This is a genomic window from Vibrio sp. MOR3 (genome assembly GCF_001557775.1).
GTDB classification, from domain to species: Bacteria; Pseudomonadota; Gammaproteobacteria; order Enterobacterales; family Vibrionaceae; genus Vibrio; species Vibrio jasicida.
In genome coordinates this window covers 502,731-519,259 of record NZ_LNRD01000002.1, presented here as the reverse complement: position 1 = coordinate 519,259, position 16,529 = coordinate 502,731, and the positions used below count along the sequence as shown (strand labels likewise).

At 46.0% G+C, this 16,529-nt stretch carries 11 protein-coding genes; 3 read left to right on the top strand and 8 right to left on the bottom strand.

Translation table 11 applies throughout. The annotated features are described in order from the left end of the window. Positions 1-25: 25 nt before the first annotated feature. From ATB76_RS06905 to ATB76_RS06890, 3 genes are all read left to right on the top strand, one after another. Positions 26-958 (top strand): sugar kinase, encoded by a 933-nt coding sequence (locus ATB76_RS06905; protein ID WP_045424111.1) that lies wholly within the window; start codon positions 26-28, stop codon positions 956-958. Positions 959-1,036: 78 nt separating this feature from the next. Continuing rightward, on the top strand, positions 1,037-1,660 hold the full coding sequence (locus tag ATB76_RS06900; protein ID WP_005388506.1) for a bifunctional 4-hydroxy-2-oxoglutarate aldolase/2-dehydro-3-deoxy-phosphogluconate aldolase: 624 nt from the start codon (positions 1,037-1,039) through the stop codon (positions 1,658-1,660). 825 nt (positions 1,661-2,485) lie between these two features. Then, positions 2,486-4,243, top strand: coding sequence for a sodium:solute symporter family protein (locus tag ATB76_RS06890; RefSeq protein WP_061034934.1), 1,758 nt, complete (start codon positions 2,486-2,488; stop codon positions 4,241-4,243). A gap of 1,058 nt (positions 4,244-5,301) precedes the next feature. Here ATB76_RS06890 and ATB76_RS06885 read toward each other — a convergent pair. From ATB76_RS06885 to kduD, 8 genes are all read right to left on the bottom strand, one after another. Next, positions 5,302-6,180, bottom strand: coding sequence for an NAD(P)-dependent oxidoreductase (locus ATB76_RS06885; RefSeq protein WP_038875650.1), 879 nt, complete (start codon positions 6,178-6,180; stop codon positions 5,302-5,304). A 369-nt stretch (positions 6,181-6,549) separates the two neighbouring features. Further along, a complete protein-coding gene (gene katG / locus ATB76_RS06880; RefSeq protein ID WP_061034933.1) occupies positions 6,550-8,730 on the bottom strand; it encodes a catalase/peroxidase HPI in 2,181 nt (726 codons plus the stop codon). Positions 8,731-8,961: 231 nt separating this feature from the next. Beyond that, positions 8,962-10,998, bottom strand: a complete 2,037-nt coding sequence (locus ATB76_RS06875) for a heparinase II/III family protein (protein WP_061034932.1) — start codon at positions 10,996-10,998, stop codon at positions 8,962-8,964. Positions 10,999-11,003: 5 nt separating this feature from the next. Beyond that, the gene (gene uxaC, locus ATB76_RS06870; protein WP_061034931.1) at positions 11,004-12,434 is read right to left on the bottom strand and encodes a glucuronate isomerase; all 1,431 of its coding nucleotides are present in this window, start codon (positions 12,432-12,434) and stop codon (positions 11,004-11,006) included. Positions 12,435-12,564: 130 nt separating this feature from the next. Continuing rightward, complete coding sequence (locus ATB76_RS06865; RefSeq protein ID WP_045424117.1) at positions 12,565-14,331, bottom strand: sodium:solute symporter family protein; 1,767 nt, start codon at positions 14,329-14,331, stop codon at positions 12,565-12,567. A 376-nt stretch (positions 14,332-14,707) separates the two neighbouring features. Then, entirely contained in the window at positions 14,708-15,349 is a 642-nt protein-coding gene (locus ATB76_RS06855) for an RpiB/LacA/LacB family sugar-phosphate isomerase (RefSeq protein WP_009705705.1), read from the bottom strand. A gap of 28 nt (positions 15,350-15,377) precedes the next feature. After that, complete coding sequence (locus tag ATB76_RS06850; protein WP_045424123.1) at positions 15,378-15,698, bottom strand: cupin domain-containing protein; 321 nt, start codon at positions 15,696-15,698, stop codon at positions 15,378-15,380. Positions 15,699-15,708: 10 nt separating this feature from the next. Further along, positions 15,709-16,470, bottom strand: a complete 762-nt coding sequence (gene kduD, locus ATB76_RS06845; RefSeq protein WP_009705707.1) for a 2-dehydro-3-deoxy-D-gluconate 5-dehydrogenase KduD — start codon at positions 16,468-16,470, stop codon at positions 15,709-15,711. Positions 16,471-16,529: the final 59 nt, after the last annotated feature.

Here is a 16,529-nt window from a genome sequence, read left to right as displayed (position 1 = left end):
CAACCTCAGTTGCTAAGGTGACAACATGAAATCATTAAACATCGCGGTCATTGGCGAATGTATGGTTGAGCTACAGAAGAAGGAAGGTCAGCTAAAGCAGTCATTCGGTGGTGATACGTTGAATACCGCACTGTATTTATCTCGTTTGACCAAAGCTCACGATATTAAAACCAGCTATGTAACGGCTTTGGGTAACGATCCTTTTAGCCAAGAAATGCTATCAGCATGGCAAGAAGAGGGCATCGATACTAGTCTGGTTCTTTCTGTTAAAGAAAAGCAACCAGGTATCTACTACATCGAAACCGATGAAACTGGCGAACGTTACTTCCACTACTGGCGAAACGAAGCGGCCGCTAAGTTCCTATTCGAGCAAAACGAGTCTCCGGTACTAGTCGACAAACTTTACTCGTACGATGCGGTTTACTTGAGCGGTATTACATTAGCGATTCTTACTGAAGAAGGTAAGACGCAGCTGTTTGGCTTCCTTGAGCGCTTCAAGGCACAAGGTGGTAAGGTTGTTTTCGATAACAACTACCGTCCTAAATTGTGGGAAAGCCGCGAGAATGCTATGTCTTGGTACCTTAAGATCCTTAAGCACACAGATATCGCACTGCTCACATTTGAAGATGAGCAAATGCTTTACGGTGACGAGCATCTAGAGCAGTGCATTGAGAGAACCTCTGCACTGGGCGTGGATGAAATCATCATCAAACGTGGTAGCAAAGATTGCTTGGTTGTGGCGAATGGCGAAGCGCAATACGTGGCGCCAAACAAAGTCGACAACGTGATTGATACAACAGCGGCAGGTGATTCTTTCAGTGCAGGCTTCTTGGCGAAGCGTTTGACTGGCGGCAATGCAGCTGAATCGGCTTACTCTGGCCACTGTATGGCTGGCGCGGTAATTCAACATAAAGGTGCCATCATTCCACGTGAAGTGATGCCAGATCTTCCTTTGTAATTCTTTTGCGGAGCGTTGAGTAATCGGCGCTCCGCAGTGATTTATTGAACTCAAGTTAACGACGACGAGTACACTCTTATGACGACATTAAACGAACAATTAGCAAACCTAAAAGTAATTCCTGTTATTGCCATCAACAAAGCAGAAGATGCGATTCCTCTAGGCCGCACTTTGGTTGAAAACGGTATGCCTTGCGCAGAAATCACGTTCCGCACAGAGTGTGCTGCAGAAGCGATTCGTGCGATGCGCGCTGAGTTCCCAGAAATGCTGATCGGTGCAGGTACGATCCTAACTAACGAGCAAGTTGACCAAGCGATCGAAGCTGGTGTGGACTTTATCGTAAGCCCAGGTTTTAACCCTCGCACGGTTCAATACTGCCTAGACAAAGGCGTGGCTATCGTACCTGGCGTAAACAACCCAAGCCTAGTTGAGCAAGCGATGGAAATGGGTCTGCGTACACTTAAGTTCTTCCCTGCTGAGCCATCTGGCGGTGTTGGTATGCTTAAAGCACTAACGGCGGTTTACCCAGTGAAATTCATGCCAACAGGTGGCGTGAGCCTAGGTAACGTAGACGAGTACCTGTCTATCCCTTCAGTACTGGCATGTGGCGGCACTTGGATGGTGCCAACAAAGCTTATCGATGAAGGTAAGTGGGATGAACTGGGTACACTGGTTCGCGACGCAGTAGCTCACGTAGCATAAGTGTCGTAACACCCCGATAAAACTAGCGAAAATAATGAAAAGCGAGCCTCAGAGCTCGCTTTTTTGTGTTTGAAAGTTTGAAAGAGGCGAGATTGGAGAGTCGAGATGCGAGAAAAACAAACGAGAGGTGAGAATCGAGAAACGAGATTTGAGAGGTAGAAATGGAAAGCGCTGAACCGTCCTTGCGTCGTTCTCGACAGTGGCGAAGGAGCGTGGGACGGGAATCTTGGATAACCGAATCTACACGGAACTTCGATAGTGATTTGACCCATCAAAGTAACGATTTGGTATTCGGTACTTGTTGGCGAAAAGAGATTTCCTACTCAGTCGTTCCTCCTTCTAGGAAATGACGGGAAGGAGTAGGGGAACAGCTGAGAGGTTAAGCATGAGGTTTGAGAGCTGGAAGTGGAAAGCGCTGAACTTTCCCTGCGCCATCCTAGAGAGCTGCGAAGGGGAGTGGGACATCTTGCTTGTTACATTCATCAAAACCCAACTCATAGCTAATCCGTTCGAAACATCTCATTACGTTTCGCTCAAAGAAATACCGCGCATTTTTGATCTTCAGACAAAGCGTGAAGAAGAAAAATATTCCATACTTTAATGAATTTGCAATATATTATTTGTATTACAATATAATTGCTTGTTGAGTGGTGGATATTCTGACTTAGAATGCCAATAGCCCAATAAAACAAAGGATTTCTCGCCAATTTCTCAACGAAATAACTTATGTTCCAGATCACAATTAAAGCTTATTGTAGTACAAATAAAATAATGAACAGAGTAGTCTAGGCGTTAGAAAATGATCAAACTTGAAAGGCTGAAAAAATGACTATTGATACTCTTGTTGTTCTTGCCTACTTCTTCTTCTTAGTTGCAATTGGTTGGATGTTCCGTAAGTTCACTACCTCAACCAGTGACTACTTCCGAGGGGGCGGTAAGATGTTATGGTGGATGGTAGGTGCTACCGCCTTCATGACGCAATTTTCAGCATGGACGTTTACAGGTGCCGCAGGACGCGCGTTCAACGACGGTTTCGTTGTTGTAATCCTATTCTTAGCCAACGCATTTGGCTACTTCATGAACTATCTCTACTTTGCTCCAAAGTTCCGTCAGTTACGTGTAGTGACGGCGATTGAAGCAATTCGTCAACGTTTTGGTAAGACTTCAGAGCAGTTCTTCACTTGGGCTGGTATGCCAGACAGCTTGATCTCAGCCGGTATTTGGTTGAATGGTCTTGCGATTTTCGTGGCGGCGGTCTTCAACATTCCTATGGAAGCGACCATCATCGTTACTGGTTTAGTGCTAATGCTAATGGCGGTAACGGGCGGCTCTTGGGCGGTTGTTGCATCTGACTTTATGCAGATGTTGGTTATCATGGCAGTGACGATCACTTGTGCAGTGGCGGCATACTTCCACGGTGGCGGTATTGGCAACATCGTGTCGAACTTCCATGGCGACTTCATGCTGGGTAACAACCTGAACTACGTCAGTATCTTTATCCTTTGGGTAGTGTTCATCTTTGTTAAACAGTTCGGTGTAATGAACAACAGCATCAATGCTTACCGCTACCTATGTGCAAAAGACAGTGAAAACGCACGTAAAGCAGCAGGCCTTGCATGTGTGCTGATGATTGTTGGTCCTATCATTTGGTTCCTACCACCTTGGTACGTTGCGGCATTTATGCCTGATTTCGCAGAGCAATACGGCTCAGTAGGTGGTGATGCAGCTTACCTAGCATTCGTACAAAACGTAATGCCAGCAGGTATGGTAGGTCTTCTGATGTCAGCAATGTTTGCGGCGACCATGTCTTCAATGGATTCTGGCCTTAACCGTAACGCGGGTATCTTTGTGATGAACTTCTACAGCCCGATTGTGCGTCCACAAGCGTCACAAAAAGAGCTGGTTATCGTGAGTAAAGCAACGACTATCGTGATGGGTTTCATCATCATTGGTATCGGTCTATTCATTAACTCACTACGTCACTTGAGCCTATTCGATATCGTACTGAACGTGGGCGCATTGATTGGCTTCCCAATGTTGATTCCTGTACTACTTGGTATGTGGATTCGTAAGACGCCGGATTGGGCTGGTTGGGCAACACTGGTTGTTGGTGGCTTTGTTTCTTACATCTTCGGTATCTCACTACAAGCAGAAGACGTGGAGCGCCTATTCGGTCTAGAGCAAGCGTTTACAACACGTGAGTGGGCAGATCTGAAAGTTGGCTTGAGCCTAGCTGCACACGTTGTCTTCACTGGTGGATTCTTCCTACTGACAACACGTTTCTACAAAGGTCTGTCGCCTGAACGTGAGAAAGAAGTGGATCAATTGTTCGAGAACTGGAACACGCCTCTTGTGGCTGACAGCGAAGAGCAGCAGAACCTAGATACAAAACAGCGCGGCATGCTTGGTAAGCTTATCAGCGTAGCGGGCTTCGGTATCCTAGCGATGGCTCTGATTCCAAACGAACCATCAGGTCGACTACTGTTTATCTTGTGTGGTGCGATTGTTCTCTCGGTGGGTGTGCTATTGGTGAACGCAGCACGAGGGCCTAAAAGCCCAAAGTTAGCTAACGCGAAAAGCTAAGTCCCACTTAACTCACTCTTCCTAATAAAAATCCCACGGTGTCATCACTGTGGGATTTTTTCTATTTGTCAGCTTGCCTCTCTACACAGATCCTGCTTTTTGATTCTTTGCCCAATTCGCCCAGTTGTCATTAGGCATTGGGAAGTACTTCATTTCAAATCAGTAGTAATGGGGAATGCTCGATTTGGTTTGAAACCGCAGTGATGCCGCGTCTTGCTGAACCACTTACTTCAGAAAGTTGAGAGAAGCTATGAATGGCCCCAAGTAACGCTCCCTTCAGACTTCGACACCATAAGAGAGCATGAATTTGTAGAGCTGTTCGCCTTCGTTACGTAGCGGATCAAACTCAGCGGTGATGAGCGTGTTTAGGGTAGTTCACCGAAGTCACTGTTTAAAAGGTTAAGAGCCTGTTTGGTTGTGGTTCTGGATTTTCCGTGTGTGTATAAATCGAAACCAGAAAGAAGCATTTTGGCGGTAATACCACAGTCGGGCCCGTTTTCTGCGTCGCTTTGTGAGAGGCCTTAGGAGCTAAAATTGGGTGGATAATTTGTTGGCTCGGCAACCAATGTCGCAAGCACTTGAGCCTAAGCGTTGTCGCTAACGCCAATTGGCCTAAAGCGCAGCACGACTTGTTTGGTATAGCCACCATATTTATGGTCATCTTCTTTCATGCCAAGCCCGCCTGATAAACATCATCATGTGCCCTAGGATAGGTATGTTCAGGTGCCGCTGATATTTAATGCAGATAACAATTGCATTGGAAAGAAGGGCGGCTTGTAAATTTTAACTTCAATGCTATTCCTCACATCTAGGCATTTGCTGTGCAATGTTGGCTCTCGCCTGTTAAAACATTAGCGCCAATATAACCCGTTCGGCGACGGCTTGTTTTTAAAGGCTGGGCTTACGATTTGTTTGGAATGCGTCGACTAGCTTTTTGATGCCACCGTTAGAGCGCAGAAAAATAAAGAATGGAAGAATGGAAGAATGGAAGAAGAAGAACAAAAAAAGCCTTGCTACTAGGTGAGCAAGGCTTAGAAAATTTGGTTTAGAAAGGGTTATTAACCTTCTAGTTCAGCAAAGTAGTCAAAGATAACTGGAACGTCGTTTTGACCAAGGCCTTGGTCTACCGCTGCTTGAAGGCTCTTAGAAGTACCTTCAGCAATAAGAGACTCAGTACCTAGGTCTTTAACCATTTCTAGGAAGTAACCTAGATCTTTGTTTGCGTTTGCGATTGAGAAACCTAGCTTCTCTTCGCCGTCTACAGCGTAGAACTTACAGAACTGCATAAATGGTGAGTTTGATGGACCTGCAGACATGATGTCGAATAGCTGTTGGCCATCAACGCCAGCACGCTTAGCAACAGCGAACGCCTGAGACATAGTTGCTACTGTTGTCATGCCCATGAAGTTGTTCACGAGCTTAGTTACGTGACCAGAACCTAGAGCACCAAGGTGGAATACGTTTTCGCCTTGTTCATCAAGCACTGGCTTAACTTTGTTGAACGTTTCGATGTCGCCAGCAGCCATGATGTTTAGTAGACCATCTTTCGCGTGCGCTGGAGTACGGCCAAGAGGCGCATCGATCATGCCTGCGCCTTTCGCAGCAAGATCAGCACCGATCTTACGAGTCGAAGCTGGGATAGAAGTACCGAAGTCGATCAGAGTCGCGCCTTCTTTGATACCCGCTAGAATACCTTCTTCACCGTAAACGATCTTTTCTACAACTTCAGAAGTCGTTAGACACAGCATTACGATGTCACTTGCTTCAGCAAGTTCTTTAGGTGTGTTTGCCGCTTTAGCGCCGCGAGCAACACAAGCTGCCACAGCGTCTTTATTCAAATCCATTACGTTTAATTCGTAACCACGGTTTTGTAGGTTCTCAACCATGTTTCCACCCATCAGACCAAGGCCGATGAAACCAATGACAGGTTTTGTCATATTAGACTCCAAATATCGTATTGTATGATTATATGGCTTTATCTTAAGTCCTCAGTTGGATTTTGCAATCGGAAAATGCAATGAATAAGGTTTTATCGATGTTTTTTGGCAAAAGTGAGAGGTTGGTTTGGCTATTGGCTCGATTTCTCTTGGTTTCTGGCGGGTTTTAGTGTCTCAAGTAATAAGTGTATCTATGCCAAATATAACCAAGAGATTCGCTTTAACTACGCAAATGTTTGTTCAGTGAATAATGTTAATTGTATTACAATTTATCTAGGGGGAGAGAAAGGAATCAGTGACAGTTAGGATGAAAAAATAAGAGCTGAGGTCATCAGCTCTTTTGGAAGATAATGGATAAAAGCGCGCTCTTTATAAGTCGAAGCGATCGTTGTTCATCACTTTCACCCAAGCTGCGACAAAGTCTTGGACAAACTTCTCTTTGTTATCGTCCTGAGCGTAAACCTCAGCGTAAGAGCGCAGTACCGAGTTAGAGCCGAATACCAAGTCGACACGTGACGCTGTCCATTTGGTTTGGCCAGAAGCGCGTTCGCGGATTTCGTACTCGTTATCACCGGTTGGATGCCATGTGTAGCTCATATCAGTGAGGTTAACGAAGAAATCGTTGGTCAGTGCACCGACGTTATCGGTGAATACACCTTGGCTTGTACCACCATAATTGGTGCCAAGAACACGCATACCACCAGTGAGCACCGTCATCTCGACAGCGGTCAGTTGCATCAATTGGCTTCTTTCCAATAAGAGCTCTTCAGCCGTTACGATGTAATCGGATTTCAGCCAGTTGCGGAAGCCATCGTGAATTGGTTCAAGCACGTCAAACGAATCGGCATCGGTCATGGTGTCCGTCGCATCTCCACGTCCTTGGCTAAATGGTACAGAGACATTCATACCTGCGTTGGATGCCGCTTTCTCGATACCTACGCCACCCGCCAGCACAATCAAATCCGCCATGCTAATTGGCGAGTTGTGTGTGGTGCGAATATCGTCGAGCACGCTCAATACTTTCTGCAATCTTTCTGGCTCGTTACCCACCCAATCTTTTTGCGGAGCAAGACGAAGTCGTGCGCCATTAGCACCACCGCGACGGTCAGAACCACGGTAAGTACGAGCGCTGTCCCATGCGGTAGAAACCAGCTCAGCAATGCTCAATTCACTATTGAGAATCGCCATCTTGAGCGCGTCGATGTTCTCTTCAGATAGGTGATAAGAGACAGGTGGTACGGGATCTTGCCAAATCAAATCTTCTGCTGGCACATCAGGGCCGAGGTAACGAGATTTAGGGCCTAGATCGCGGTGAGTCAGTTTAAACCAAGCGCGAGCGAAACAATCTTCGAAGTACTTAGGATCATCACGGAAACGCTCTGCAATCTTGCGGTATTCCGGATCAAACTTTAGCGCCATATCCGCATCGGTCATCATTGGATTGCGACGGATGCTTGGGTCTTCCACATCCACCGGCATGTCTTCTTCTTTGATGTTCACTGGTTCCCACTGAGCAGCACCCGCTGGGCTCTTAGTAACCCACCAGTCGTAAGTAAACAACAAGTGGAAGTAGCCGTTATCCCATTTGGTTGGGTTAGTGGTCCACGCACCTTCCACACCACTGGTGACGGTATCACGTCCTATGCCGCGAGAGGTTTTGTTCAGCCAACCAAAGCCTTGGTCTTCGATTTCTGCGCCTTCCGGTTCAGGGCCGAGTAGGGAAGCATCACCATTACCGTGTGCTTTACCTACCGTGTGACCACCTGCGGTGAGCGCTACGGTTTCTTCATCGTTCATTGCCATGCGAGCAAAGGTGACACGCATATCGTGTGCAGTTTTGATTGGGTCAGGTTTGCCATCGACCCCTTCAGGGTTTACGTAAATCAAGCCCATCATTACGGCTGCAAGCGGGTTTTCTAGATCGCGTTCACCAGAGTAACGATTGTTCTCGCCGCCACTTGGTTGCAACCACTCTTTTTCCGCGCCCCAGTAGATGTCTTTTTCAGGATGCCAGATGTCTTCACGACCGCCAGCAAAACCAAACGTTTTAAAGCCCATGGATTCATAAGCCATGTTACCAGCAAGAATCATCAAATCGGCCCAAGACAATTTGTTGCCGTATTTTCTTTTGATTGGCCAAAGTAGACGACGTGCTTTGTCTAGGTTGCCGTTATCTGGCCAACTGTTTAGTGGAGCAAAACGTTGATTACCTCGGCTGGCACCACCACGACCATCTGCAATTCTATAAGTACCCGCAGAGTGCCACGCCATACGAATCATCAAGCCACCGTAATGACCCCAGTCCGCTGGCCACCAATCTTGGCTGTCGGTCATCAGATCTTTTAGGTCTTTTTTCACTTCCTCTAAATCGAGAGAGTTAAAAGCATCGGCATAGTTAAAATCCGCGCCCATCGGGTCGGTTTTTTGGTCATGTTGATGAAGAATGTCGAGGTTGAGGGTTTTCGGCCACCAATTGAATTCAGCTGCCTGTTGGTTGGTATTCGCTCCATGCATGACAGGACATTTGGAGTGATTGTTTTTGTCGCTCATCTCTTGCTCCCTAACTGGGGTTAGTGTTCCCAAAGTTTAGTTACAGGTTGCGTATTTCGCCCTTGCGGTTTTACGTTATATTTCGGGATTTTGTTCAAAAGATGATCAGCGTCATTCTTCAAGCGTGCTGCTTATAACGCGCGCTTATGTGCAATTGGAAGGTCATGTATAGAAAGGAATATTTAAAGAGACAAGGCCAGCATTTAGCTAGCCTTGTTTTGATGGAGATTATTATGACATCTGCTCAAACATGGTGATTCTTGCCGATTTAAAGTCATACATGATTCTAGTGCAGTTGATGTGTTCACTGCCGTTCGTGTTCGATAGAACGAAGTAGATACTTTCCTCACCCCAAGTTACGTCATTGACGTTGTAGTTACTCTGTTCCGAAAGATCATGAAGCACTAAGGTATTCAATTCGCGCGCATGAGAGCGAATCAAGGAATAAGCGAGATCGGACGTTGCTGGATTGTCTGGTGCATTACCAATGAGCACTTCAACTGGTGAGTCAGCGTAGATGTGTTGACGGAATTCTGTTTGACCCTCTATTTCATAATTAAGAGAGAATGCCGTGTTTGGCTCGCTTATCTGTGTATTCGTCATCCGTGCTAGAGCTCCGGATAGTGGGTTCTTAATTGGCTTCCAAGCCCCGTTTTCTGGTTGGAGAAGATGTTCACCTCGAACGTGATAAGTCAGATCCAATTGTTGGTTGTGTGGATTGAGAATCGCGTTCAACTCAATGGCGACATCATCAAGCCAAATGAAGGCTCGACGGAACACTACATCTTGATACGCTTCTTTGTCCCATTGCACTATAGTATGGCTATCGACACTGGCTTCTGGCTGAGACCAATCCACAACGGCATCGATGGTGGTGTAATCCTCAGTTTGTGTAAAACCCAGTAATTGCGGGTGGATTGGGGACTGGTTTTGCTGATTCACCACCAGTGTATTGTGTGTTGCGGTGTTTTTATAATAGCCATAATGCAGTTCTGCACCGTAACCTGTCGTACCTAAATCGGGCAAAACCTCTTTGCCATTACGCGTTAGGATAAAGCCGAGTCGGTCATAATGGTCGTGCTCACCGCCATACGGCGCGTGCTTGTACAACAGAGCATTATTCAATGTTTGATGATGGGCAATGGTCAAGCCAACTGCTTCGCTATGTGTTGAGTGACAAAGTAACGGGCTAACTTGAGGAAGTTCATCCACGCCATAGAGCAAAGCGTTGATGTTATCGCGACTGATGTTTTGATAGATGCTGGCTAAGGCACGAGCAAATTCTTCACACGGTGTTTGCTTGTAGGCAAATTCAAACAAGTGAGCATGAGTGAGCTTTTCTTGTCCTGCAATACAATCGTTCAAGCGAGGGAAATCACCGGTGTTCATTACCAACTGTAGCGGGAATTTCAGTAACTTTAAGTAGTTAGGATTCGAGCTGACAGAGTATGGGGTTTGATGTGCCATTTTCTCGAAATTCAGCAAGGCTTGTAACGCGTAGTAGTGATAGTGGATCGAGCCTTCAAACCACATGCCTTCTCCGATACAACCATGTTCTAGCTGATAGTGCAGTCCGTATTCGGTGTTGAGTGCGAAATCGAGATAACGTTGTTCATCAAGAATAAGGCCAATCACACCGATGGTCGCGTTTATCTTCATCTCATGGTTATGCAGCTGAGCGGTGCGATGTTCCACCAGAAAATCCGCACCCTCTCGCAGTAATCGCAGTTCGATATAGGCTTGCTGTTCTGGCGTTAGAGCTTGCTTGATGAAGTCATAGCCTCGAGCGAAATCAAGATGACAGTTCGCCTCACACAAGGTTTGTGCATTTGCTTTGCCTGGGCCATTGTATGGTATGCCACCGTGTACCTCGTAGTCTGGGTAGTATTTTGCATACTGGAGCAGTATTTGTTTCACTTTCTCTAGATAACGGTCTTCATTGGTCAGATGCCACAGTAGTCCCAAGTCATAACACGCCTTGGCGTTTAACCCATTTAACCAGCGCCACCATGCACCGTCGTACGGCTCATCAGTAAATGTTTTGCCATCAACAGGGCAGCAATGAGACGTTGGCTTATTTCGATCCCAAGTCAGTCTCACCCCATGTTCAGGGCAATAATAGAATAGGTTCCAAGTCGCGCGTCCGTCTTCAGGAACTAGGACTTCGTGATTAAGTACAATTTGGTTATCTTCAATAAGCGCTTTGATGACAGAAGGCGTTGCGCGATGACGAATGTTCTCCATTTCTTTGTTTGAAAATTGCAGCATGGCGATTACCCCTCTAAGCCTTGATCAGAATTGAAGCGAAAGTAGCGTTTGGCGTTGTAGTAACAAATGTTCTCTATGGTTTGTTTGAGTAATGGTTCGTCGTTAGGTATTTCTCCTTCCTCGACCCATTTTGCTAAGAGGTTGCACAATACTCGGCGAAAATATTCATGCCGGCTAAAAGAGAAGACATTGCGAGAGTCTGTCAGCATGCCGATAAAACGTCCGAGCGCGCCGAGATTTTTGAGTGTTGTCAGTTGAGATTCCATGCCGTCTTTATGATCGTTAAACCACCATGCAGCACCAAATTGAATCTTCCCTGCGACAGTATCGCTGTCCTGAAACGCACCCGCCATGCAGCTTAGTACTGGGTTGTCGTTGGGGTTGAGATTAAAGAGTACCGTATTAGGCAAACACGAACTTCGATCCAGTTCACTCAGTAACTGGGAAAGGGCATGGGCATACGAATCACTGTTAATGACGCTAAATCCGGTTCCGCCACCAAGTTGCGCTTTGCGTCTTTCATTGACGTTCATTAAAACGCCTATGTGAAGTTGCATGCTCCAGCCGAGTTGGTAGTAACGTTGGCCTAGCTCGAAAAACAATCTGGATGTCAGTTGAACAAGTGCAGTTTGGGTAATCGCTTGGTTTTGTAGAAGCTGTTGGAAGATGAGTTCTGCTTGCTGTTCATTGCATGGTTCAAAGCTTACGCTTGGTAAGCCCAAATCAGATAAACGACAACCCACTTCATGAAAGGCATCTAGCCTTGTTTGGATTGCACAAAGATAATCTTGGAAAGTGCCAATTGAGGTAGCGGTTAACTTCGATAAGTGTGTGAGTAGCGCATGAAACTTGTCGGTTTGGTTGAAACAAAACAACTCGTCAGCACGGAACGTCGGTAACACTTGCACCTTAAAGTTAGATTCTTTCAGCGCGAGATGGTGCTCTAGGTTGGATAAAGGCGAATCCGTGGTACACAAGGTTTCGACGTTTAATTGTTCCAGTACATCACGAGTACTGTTGTTTCCTTGTTTGAATTGCTGGTGGCTTAACCCCCAGATGTCTTTTTGATTGTCTGGATTGAGTAATAAATCGCAATCAAAGAAACGTTTTAGCTCCAGATGAGACCATTGATAAAGGGGATTGCCAATCAAGTAAGGCACGGCTTCGCACCATTTGGCGAACTTTTCTGTGTCCGTTGCATCACCAGTGATGTAGTGCTCGTCGATTCCGTTACTTCGCATCGCTCGCCACACATAGTGATCGCTATTAAGCCATGCTTGGGTGAGGTTCTCGTGTTTTGTGTCCTGCCAAATGTCTTCTGCTTCAAGGTGATTGTGAAAGTCTATGATCGGCATCGGTGCGGCAAAACGATGATACAGATCCTGAGCAAGTGGGTTGGAGAGAAGAAAGTTATCGTGAATGTAAGCTTGATTCATGGTTCTTACCTCAAAAAGTATTCAGCGAGTCACTCTGCAAAAAATGACTGACTCAAGACTTATCTGTTGTTCGTTGTGAATGCAGGAGGCTCAACCCTTCGAGCCTCCTAGGTCTGAATTCAAACGAGAATTAGTGTTGTAATTGTGTCGACAGTACTTCAGTTTTCTTGGCGCTCTTAAGAAGCAAGGCACCAACGGTAAGAACAACACCACCACAGAATAGGAAGGCCATGCGTCCCCAGAATGGATTTGGAATCAACACCATGGCGATAACCAAAGTACCAAACACCAAGATCAGTTTGCCAAGCATGCTGCGTTGTTGACGATCCACTTCATCTTGTCCTTCAGCTTCCACCACTGGTGTATCAACATCCGTCCAAAATTCCGAAAGCTCTTTTGCGCGCGCTTCTTGAGGTGCCTTGTAGAACTTAGTAGTTAAGCAGAAGAAGCCACCTGTAATCAGTAGATGACCGATGATGCCGTTCATGACAATCAGGTCAGACGCTTCACGGCTGGTAAAGCCATTTTCAAGATTTAACATGTTCGCGATAACGTCTGGAGTGATCACAAAACTCACGAGATAAGAGACCACCATACCAACAGCAAGCGTTGCCCATGCAGCCCAATCCGGTGTTTTCTTGATGAACATGCCGAAGAATAACGGCACCAAGATCGGCATTTGAAGTAGGGTACTCACGTACATCATTGCGTCGAATAAGCTCAAACCACGCAATGAATTGATGAACAATGCGACCATGATGATCAGTACACCAAACACAATGGTGACCGCTTGGCTGACACGCATAAGCTGACGTTCGGACGCATCTTTATTGATGATTGGGTTGTAGAAGTTACGAACGAAAACCCCCGCATTTCGGTTGAGGCCAGAATCCATTGAAGACATGGTGGCTGCAAACACGGCAGACATAAGTAGGCCAACCATGCCGACTGGCATCACACGCTCTACAAACACAAGGTAAACCGCATCTGCTGCTTTTCCGCCAAGAGCATCGACGTGCGCAAGTGCTGCGTCTGGGTAGATAACTGCAGTTACCCAAGGAGGCATAAACCAAATCGCAGGGCCAACAAGCATCAACACAAAGGCAAGCAGAGCTGCTTTACGTGCGTTGATAGAATCTTTTGCAGTAAGAAAACGATAAGAGTCCTGCATGTTGTTGATGTTTTGCAACTGCTTAACGAACATGAAGATAAACCAAGCGACGAACAGCAGTGGGTAGTTCATACCCGGTCCCATGATTGAATCGGTAGGAAACTGCTCGATCAAGTTACTTGGGCCACCGATCTTAATGATCGCCGCTACGGCACACACTACAGTTACGGCCATGATGACAACCATCTGGACAAAGTCTGACGCCACAACGCCCCATGAGCCGCCAATCACAGAAATAAACAGAACGATCAAACCCGTGACAATGATGGTGGTCTCGATGTCAATTTTGAACACCGCACTCACGAACAGCGCCAAGCCATTCAACCAAATACCCGTGTAAACAATGCTGGTTGGCATTGTTGCCCAAGTGAACACTTGCTCGTTCGTTGCACCAAAGCGGCGGCGCACACCCTCTACAGGTGTCACTACTCGCATTTGACGGAAACGGTACGAAAAGAATAACCAAGACAACAAGAAGCCGAACGCATTCGCCATGAAGATCACCATGATCGGAAAGCCGTCAGTAAAGGCCTTGCCTGCTGCACCGGTAAACGTCCACGCACTGAACTGAGTCATAAACGCCGTTGCGCCTACCATCCACCACAACATCTTGCCGCCACCTCTAAAGTAGTCACTGGTTGAGTTACCGGCCAAGCGTTTAAAGATGATCCCGACAGCGATCATAAACACAAAGTAAACGGCGACTACGAGTATATCTATGTTCATTTTTGTACCCCTAGTGATTTTAAAAATAAGGTTTCTGTTTTTTAAAACGTTGGTTCATTATTTAATATGTATGACAAAAGATCGAACGGGAAATACAAAAAATGTGACAAATGAAACGCTATTTCAATTTTGTTGTTTAAACAGTAAAGAAATGGTTTTTCTTATAGAAATTTTGATTAAGTGCTTGAAATATATTGTTTTAAATTAATTTTTATTGGAGGGGAGGTAGGGCTGTGATACGATTTTTTTGGACGGAATTAGAAAGGATATCACGCTAAGAAAGAGTGATATGTATGATTATATTTTGTGGTTAGATATATGCATAAAACCGTTGCCGCTTAAAGATGGAAGAAAAGCGACAACGGGATTTAAGACATTAAGCTAAGATTTCGCGTACGAATGCTTCGATCTCCGCATCTTGGCAGTGCTCAAAGAAACATTGCTGGAAACGCACGCCACTTACTGCGGTTTTCACCAGTTCTGGGTCAATGGCTTTTAACGTATCGAGGTAGTTTTCTTTTACGACAGCGGACTTCACATCGTTAAGAATGGCTGCATTTCGCTGCTGTGGTTCAGCTCGCTCTAGTGGATAACCTTGGCCGCGATCTCCGGTTGTGAATGCTTTCTCGAAAATATAACGAACGTTTAATTCTGCACCCCAGCCATAACCTTTTGCGAACGCAAGCGATAAGGCATTGCCGTTGTTAATTTGATTAAACAAGAATGCATCAGATGGATCTAAGCAGTAGCCACAAACAATGCCTGGATGAATATTCAATGACATCATGGCACCTTGTCCTGTACCGCACCCAGTCACGATGAAATCCACTGCTTTAGAGTTGATTAAGATGCTCGCCATGATGCCTAGGTGGATGTAAGTCAGGTGATGATCGTTTTCATCACTCATGCCTACGTTAAATACTGAGTATTCTTGTGAACGAGCCACTTGCTCAAGCTCGTTTAGCACAATCGCGTTTTTGCCCGCTTGGCTATTTTCCATCATCAGTGCAATTTTCATGGGTTTCTCCAATAATAATCTTTTAAATTTAGACAAAATCTTTGCGCATAGGCGTGAAGTTATCGAGCAACACACCTTCGCTTAAACAGGTACAGCCATGAATGATGTTCGGCTGCTTATATAGCGCATCTCCGGCTTTGACGACTTTCGTCTCGTCGCCAATGGTGAATTCAAACTCACCGGAGAGCACATAAGTAATTTGCTCATGAGGGTGACTGTGCAAAGCGCCGACCGCACCTTTGGCGAAATACACTTCGACGCTCATCATGTTGTCACTGTAAGCCAAAACTTTGCGTTTGATACCATCGCCAAGATCTTCCAGTGCAATGTCTTTATTAAATACAAACATCACTTTCTCCTTAACGAGCTAACCAGCCGCCATCGACCGCTATGGTATAGCCGTTCACGTAATCAGAAGCAGAAGACGCAAGGAAGACACACGGCCCAGCCAGATCTTTTGGTGTACCCCAACGCTCTGCAGGGATGCGCTCGACGATTGCTTTATTTCGTTCTTCATCTGCTTGCAGAGCTGCGGTGTTGTTAGTCGCCATATAGCCCGGCGCAATTGCATTGACGTTAATACCTTTGCTTGCCCATTCATTCGCCATCAAACGCGTTACGCCCATCACGCCGCTTTTCGATGCCGTGTATGAAGGGACGCGGATACCACCTTGAAATGAAAGCATGGACGCCACGTTAATGATCTTGCCGCCAGTACCTTGAGCAATGAACTGCTTGGCTGCGGCTTGAGACATAAAAAAGACCGATTTGACGTTGATGTCCATCACGTCATCCCAATCTTGCTCACTGAATTCGAGAGCGTCATTGCGACGAATGATGCCAGCGTTGTTTACCAAGATATCGACCTTGCCAAACGCAGTAACAGCTTGATCAATGATGCTTGGAATATCGTCTAGAACCATAAGATTCGCACGTACATCCAAAAAGCGGCGACCAAGCGCTTCGATCTGTTGTTTGGTTTCTGTTGGTTCAGAAATGTTCACGCCGACAATGTCACAGCCTGCGCTAGCCAAACCCAACGCCATACCTTGACCAAGTCCAGTATTACACCCAGTCACAACAGCGACTTTTCCTTCAAGATTGAACGAATCGAGAATCATAATGAGTTCCTTACCATGCAAATTAAGTATTAATGTATGACTTATTGCCATCAGATGAG